The organism is Streptomyces sp. NPDC048623 (genome assembly GCF_040650755.1).
Classification (GTDB): domain Bacteria; phylum Actinomycetota; class Actinomycetes; order Streptomycetales; family Streptomycetaceae; genus Streptomyces.
On sequence record NZ_JBEZHV010000024.1, the window covers coordinates 110,474 to 116,543 of the forward strand.

The following is a 6,070-nucleotide window of genomic DNA, read 5'->3' on the forward strand; positions in this document are numbered from 1 at the left end:
CGCTTCCCGAGGTCCGCTGCCGCACCCGTCGGCCAGAACTGTCCATAGCCGCGGACCCGCCTGTCCGATACGTACGCCCGCCGCAGCGCCGGGTACTCCTTGTACCGGGGCGCCGCCGCCGCTCACAGCAACCGCGCCTCGCCCGCCCTGGCGATGGCCTCGACGCGGTTGCGGGCGCCGAGTTTGTGCATGGCGGCCTGGAGGTACGTCTTCACGGTGTTGCGGGCCAGGTGGAGTTCCTCGGCGATCTCCGGGTTCGTGTGGCCCATGGCGACCAGCCGCAGCACGTCGTACTCGCGGCGGGTGATGCCGGCCTCCTGGAGGTGGCGGTGCAGGTCGGTGTCGTCCGGTGCGGAGAGGCGGGGGTCCATCACCGGGGTGCCGGCCGCGACCTTGTGGATCGCCGCCGTCAGGTCCGTCGTCGCCGCGTCCTTGAGGAGGCAGCCGTCGGCGCCGTGGTCGAGGGCCGTGCGGACGCCCGCGTGGTCGCCGTAGGCGGTGAAGAGCAGGACGCGTACGCCCGGGGCCTCGTCCCGGAGCCGGTCGATCACCTCGGGCGCGAGCATGTCGGGCAGGCGCAGGTCGAGCAGGACGACGTCGGGGCGCAGCTCCACGGCCTGCCGTACGGCCTCCGCGCCGGTCTGCGCGCTGCCCACGACGGTGATCCGCGGGTCGTGGCGGAGGAGGAGTCTCACCCCGTCGCATACGACAGGGTGGTCGTCGGCCACCAGGATGCGGACCGGGCGCCGTGACGTCGGCCGTGCCGTGGGCGCGGTCACGGGAGGGGGATCCGGATCCGTACGGTGAGCCCGGCGTCGTCGTTCTCCACCACCTGAACGTTTCCTCCCAGCCGTTCCAAGCGCTCCCGTACGGCACTCAGTCCGATGCCGCCGCCCGGGGCTCCGGTTCCGGTTCCGGTTCCGGTTCCGGCTCCGGCCAGGCCGACCCCGTCGTCGGCGACCACCGCGGTCAGCCCGTCGTCCGTCGCCGTGAGGGTGACGACCACCGACGACGCGTGGGCGTGCTTCTCGACGTTGAGCAGGGCTTCGCGGATCGAGGTGAGCAGGGTACGGAACCGGGGCGGGTCCACCTCGGGCAGGGGGGTGAGCGTGATCGCGCGGGCGGTCACCCCGGTGCGCTCCTCGAACGCCGCGCAGTCCGCCGTCACCATGGCGGACAGCGAGCGGTCCGAGGGGACCTCGCTGAGCGCGGCCAGGGACCGGCGCAGCGCCGTGGACGCCTCGGCGAGCCCCCGCTCGACGTCCCCGAGCCGATCGGCCACCGAGGCGGTGGTGCCGTCGTCGGCCCGCAGATCGCGTACCTGCGCACCGAGCGTGAAGAGCATCGCGCCCACGGAGTCGTGCAGAGCGACGGCTATCCGGCGCCGTTCCGCGAGCGTCTCGGCCTCCCGCTGGGCCTCCGCCAGATCGGCCACGGCGAGGGAGACGGCCGTGGCCTCGGCGATCTTCGCCAGGGCGGCGGTCGTCCGGCCGCCGAAATCGCCGGGGTCGCGGAAGGCGGCGTAGACCATGCCCATGACCTCGCCCCCGTGGTGGATGGGCACGCCGAGCATCGCCCGGATGCCCTCCGCCTGGATCGGCTCGTCGAAGTCGTGGGTGATGCTGCGCGAGCGCGCGTAGTCACGCACCCGGCAGGGCCGGTCGGTGGCGAGGACCTTGCCGCCCAGACCGAGGCCCTTCGGGATCACGAGGTTGTGCAGTCCGGTGCGGTGGGTGCCGGCCCAGGAGCGCACCACGGCCACGTCGTCGTCCTCCATCCGGCCGACCAGGGCGATGTCGGCGCCCGTCAGCGCACGGACCTGGTGCGCCGCCTCGCGCATCGCGGCCCTGCCGTCGAGCAGGGCGACGAGAGGGGAGGCTTCCCAGCCGGTCCCGCGAGGCCCGTGCTCCGTGCTGCTCATATGAACACTGTCCCACTCAGAGTGGCGGAAAGGCGAGAAGGGTCTCCATATGGAGGTGGTGTGACCTGCGTCGCCATCCGATGATGCCTGTCACCCGCCGACGTTCCGGACGCGCCGTAGAGCCGCGGAAGCCCCGGAGCCGGCGCGGTCGCGCTCCCCACGCAGGACAGGCGGGCTGTCCGCGCGTGCCGACCCCAAGGAGTGACGACGCACATGGGCGTCTACAGCGAGCAGTACCGGCACAGCCTCACCGACCCGGAGGGTTTCTGGGGCGACGCAGCCAAGGCACTGACCTGGTACGAGGAACCCGTACAGGTCCTGGACGGCACACGGCCGCCCTTCTACCGGTGGTTCCCGGACGGGCGGATCAACACGTGCTTCAACGCACTCGACCGGCACGTCGCCGCCGGCAACGGTGACCGCACCGCGCTGATCTACGACAGCCCCGTCACCGACACCCGCACGTCCTACACCTACGCCCAGCTCCAGGAGCGGACGGCCCGATTCGCGGGCGTGCTGCGCGGGCTCGGCGTCCGCCGGGGCGACCGCGTCGTGATCTACATGCCGATGATCCCCGAGGCGGTCGTCGCGATGCTGGCCTGCGCACGCCTCGGCGCCGTGCACTCCGTGGTCTTCGGCGGATTCGCCCCGCGCGAACTCGCGCTGCGCATCGACGACGCCCGGCCGAAGGTCGTGGTGTCGGCGTCCTGCGGCATCGAGACCGCACGCGTCATCCCCTACAAGCCCCTGCTCGACGAGGCGCTCACGCTGGCCCGGCACACGCCCGACATCAGCGTCATCCTCCAGCGCCCCCAGGTGCACGCCGAACTGTCCCTGCGCGACGTCGACTGGGACGAGGCGATGGCGTCCGCCGTACCGGCCGACTGCGTGCCGCTCGACGCCACCGACCCGCTCTACGTCCTCTACACCTCGGGCACCACCGGCCGCCCCAAGGGCGTGGTCCGGGACAACGGAGGCCACGCGGTCGCGCTGGCCTGGAGCATGGCCCACGTGTACGACATCGGCCCGGGCGACGTGTGGTGGGCCGCGTCCGACGTGGGCTGGGTCGTCGGCCACTCGTACATCGTCTACGCCCCGCTGCTCGCCGGAGCCACGACCCTGCTCTACGAGGGCAAGCCGGTGGGCACACCGGACGCCGGGGCGTTCTGGCGGGTCATCGCCGAGTACGGGGTGAAGGCCCTGCTCACCGCGCCCACCGCGATGCGCGCGATCAGGAAGTCCGACCCGGAGGCGGAACTGCTCGCCGGGAACGAGCTGGAGAAGTTCCGCTGCCTGTTCCTCGCGGGCGAGCGCCTCGACCCCGACACGTACGACTGGGCCCGCACGGTGCTCGGCGTGCCGGTCATCGACAACTGGTGGCAGACCGAGACGGGCTGGCCGATCGCCGCGAACCCGCGCGGCGCCGAGCCCCTGCCCGTCAAGCCGGGCTCGCCCAGCGTGCCCATGCCCGGATACGACCTGCGGATCCTCGACGCCGACGGCCAGGACTGCGCCCCGGGCCAGGAAGGCGCCATCGCGCTGCGGCTGCCGCTGCCGCCCGGCACGCTGCCCACCCTCTGGCAGGACGACGACCGCTATCAGGAGTCGTACCTCTCCAGCTTCCCCGACCACTACCTCACCGGCGACGGCGGCTACCTCGACGAGGACGGCTACGTGTTCGTCATGGGCCGCACGGACGACGTGATCAACATCGCCGGACACCGGCTGTCGACCGGCGCCATGGAGGAGGTCGTCGCCGCCCACCCCGATGTCGCCGAGTGCGCGGTCATCGCCGTGCAGGACAGCCTGAAGGGCCATGTCCCGCGGGCGTTCGTGGTCCTCAAGGCCACGGCGGCGGCCGACCCCGACCGGTTGGAGACGTTGGAGGCGTTGGAGACGGAGATCGTCCGGGACGTCCGGCGGCGGATCGGCGCGATCGCCTCGCTCAAGGACGTCACGGTGGTGGCGGCGCTGCCCAAGACCCGTTCCGGAAAGATCCTTCGCGCCTCCATGCGCGACATCGCCAACGGACACGACGCGCCGCCGCCCGCCACCATCGACGACCCCGCGGTTCTGGACACGCTGCGGCACGCACTTCGCAGGGAGAATTCATGCTGACACCCGACACGACCCGCGGCACTGCGGCGGCTGACACCGCGGCGGCTGACACCGCAGGGACGCCGAGCCACGAGAGCTTCGACGCGCACCCGGCGCGAGCGCGCGTACGGAACGCGCAGATCGCGGGTCGGATCATGCCGGCGGAGGAGGCGGCGGCGCTGATCCCGGCCGGGGCGACGGTCGGCATGAGCGGCTTCACCGGCGCGGGCTATCCGAAGGAGCTGCCCCAGGCACTCGCCGACCGCATCACCGCCGCCAACGCGGCAGGACAGCGGATGCGGGTCAACGTGTGGACGGGCGCCTCCACCGCTCCCGAACTCGACGGCGTCCTCGCGGAGGCCGAGGGCGTCGAGCTGCGCCTGCCGTACCAGTCGGACCCCACCACGCGCCGTGAGATCAACGCGGGGCGGATGGAATACCTCGACATGCACCTGTCCCACGTGGCGCAGTCGGCGTGGCAGGGCTTCCTCGGCAAGCTGGACATAGCAGTGATCGAGGTGACCGGCGTCACCGAGGACGGCCGCCTCATCCCCTCCTCGTCGGTGGGCAACAACAAGACCTGGATCGAGCGCGCGGACGCGGTGATCCTGGAGGTCAACGCCCGCCAGCCGGCCGAGCTCGAAGGCATGCACGACGTCTACTACGGCACCGCGCTGCCCCCGTACCGCACCCCCGTGCCGATCAACCGTCCCACCGACCGGATCGGGGTCCCGCATCTGATCTGTCCCCCGGAGAAGGTGATCGCGGTCGTCCCGACGGACTCACCGGACCGCAACACCCCGTTCGCCCCGCCGGACGACACCTCCCGCCAGATCGCCGGGCACGTGCTGGACTTCCTCACCCACGAGGTACGGCAGGGCCGCCTGCCGGAGAACCTGCTTCCGCTCCAGTCGGGCGTGGGCAACGTCGCCAACGCCGTCCTCGCCGGGCTCGACGAGGGACCGTTCGAGAACCTCACCGCCTACACCGAGGTCATCCAGGACGGCATGCTGCACCTGATCGACACCGGCAAGCTGGTCGGCGTCTCGGCGACGGCGTTCTCCCTCAGCTCCGACACGGTGGAGAAGTTCAACGCGAGGGCGGGGGAGTACCGCGACAAGATCGTGCTGCGCCCCCAGGAGATCAGCAACCACCCCGAGGTGGTCCGCCGGCTGGGCTGTCTCGCCATGAACGGCATGATCGAGGCCGACATCTACGGCAACATCAACTCCACCCATGTCATGGGCAGCCGCATCCAGAACGGCATCGGAGGCTCGGGCGACTTCGCTCGCAACGGCCTGATCTCCTTCTTCCTCAGCCCCTCCCGGGCCAAGCAGGGCGCCATCTCCTCGATCGTCCCCATGGTGTCCCACGTCGACCACACCGAACACGACGTGGACGTCATCGTCACCGAACAGGGCCTCGCCGACCTGCGCGGACTGTCCCCCAAGCAGCGCGCCCAGCAGATCATCAAGAACTGCGCGCATCCCGACTACCGCCCCGCCCTGGAGGACTACTACGCGCGGGCCCTCCGCACCTCCTACGGCTGCCACACCCCTCACCTCCTGACCGAGTCCCTCTCCTGGCACAACCGCTTCATGGAGACGGGGTCGATGCGCTGAGCGACGGCCCGGCCCCCGGGCGGACCCTTCGTCAGCGTGAAGTTGACACGGGGTCCCCCGGTCCGTAGTGTTCTCCGAGTTGTCCGACGTGAGCACCGGCCCCGGTCGGCCCCGGACAGCCATTCCGCAAGAACCACTCAATGCCTGACGGTGTCGATTCGTCGTGCCGTTCTGTCTTTCCGTGCGTTTTTGCGAAATGAGGAATCCGCGTTCGAAGGTTTGAACGCCGGCCCCCGATTAGCGTCGGGGGAAGGAATCCGCTAAAGTCTCACTCGTCGGAACGGCCCAACGGGCCAGGAAGACAAACCCGCTGACTGGGAATCAGACGCCGAAAGGATCTGATAGAGTCGGAAACGCAAGAACGAAGGAAGCGCCCGGAGGAAAGCCCGCGAGGGTGAGTACAAAGGAAGCGTCCGCACCTTGAGAACTC

Annotated in this window: 4 protein-coding genes; 2 read left to right on the top strand and 2 right to left on the bottom strand. The window is 70.7% G+C overall.

Annotation, left to right across the window (positions count from 1 at the left end; all coding sequences use genetic code 11):
• Positions 1-122: 122 nt before the first annotated feature.
• The gene (locus AB0C73_RS29170) at positions 123-779 is read right to left on the bottom strand and encodes a response regulator transcription factor (protein ID WP_362535969.1); all 657 of its coding nucleotides are present in this window, start codon (positions 777-779) and stop codon (positions 123-125) included.
• Positions 776-1,921, bottom strand: a complete 1,146-nt coding sequence (locus AB0C73_RS29175; RefSeq protein WP_362535971.1) for a GAF domain-containing protein — start codon at positions 1,919-1,921, stop codon at positions 776-778. Before AB0C73_RS29175 ends, AB0C73_RS29170 begins: the two co-directional genes overlap by 4 nt.
• A gap of 213 nt (positions 1,922-2,134) precedes the next feature.
• On the opposite strand from AB0C73_RS29175, the gene AB0C73_RS29180 reads away from it, so the two are divergent.
• Both AB0C73_RS29180 and AB0C73_RS29185 read left to right on the top strand, forming a co-directional pair.
• Positions 2,135-4,039: a propionyl-CoA synthetase gene (locus tag AB0C73_RS29180; RefSeq protein WP_362535973.1), complete on the top strand. Its 1,905-nt coding sequence runs from the start codon at positions 2,135-2,137 to the stop codon at positions 4,037-4,039.
• Complete coding sequence (locus AB0C73_RS29185) at positions 4,033-5,640, top strand: acetyl-CoA hydrolase/transferase family protein (RefSeq protein WP_362535974.1); 1,608 nt, start codon at positions 4,033-4,035, stop codon at positions 5,638-5,640. Before AB0C73_RS29180 ends, AB0C73_RS29185 begins: the two co-directional genes overlap by 7 nt.
• Positions 5,641-6,070: the final 430 nt, after the last annotated feature.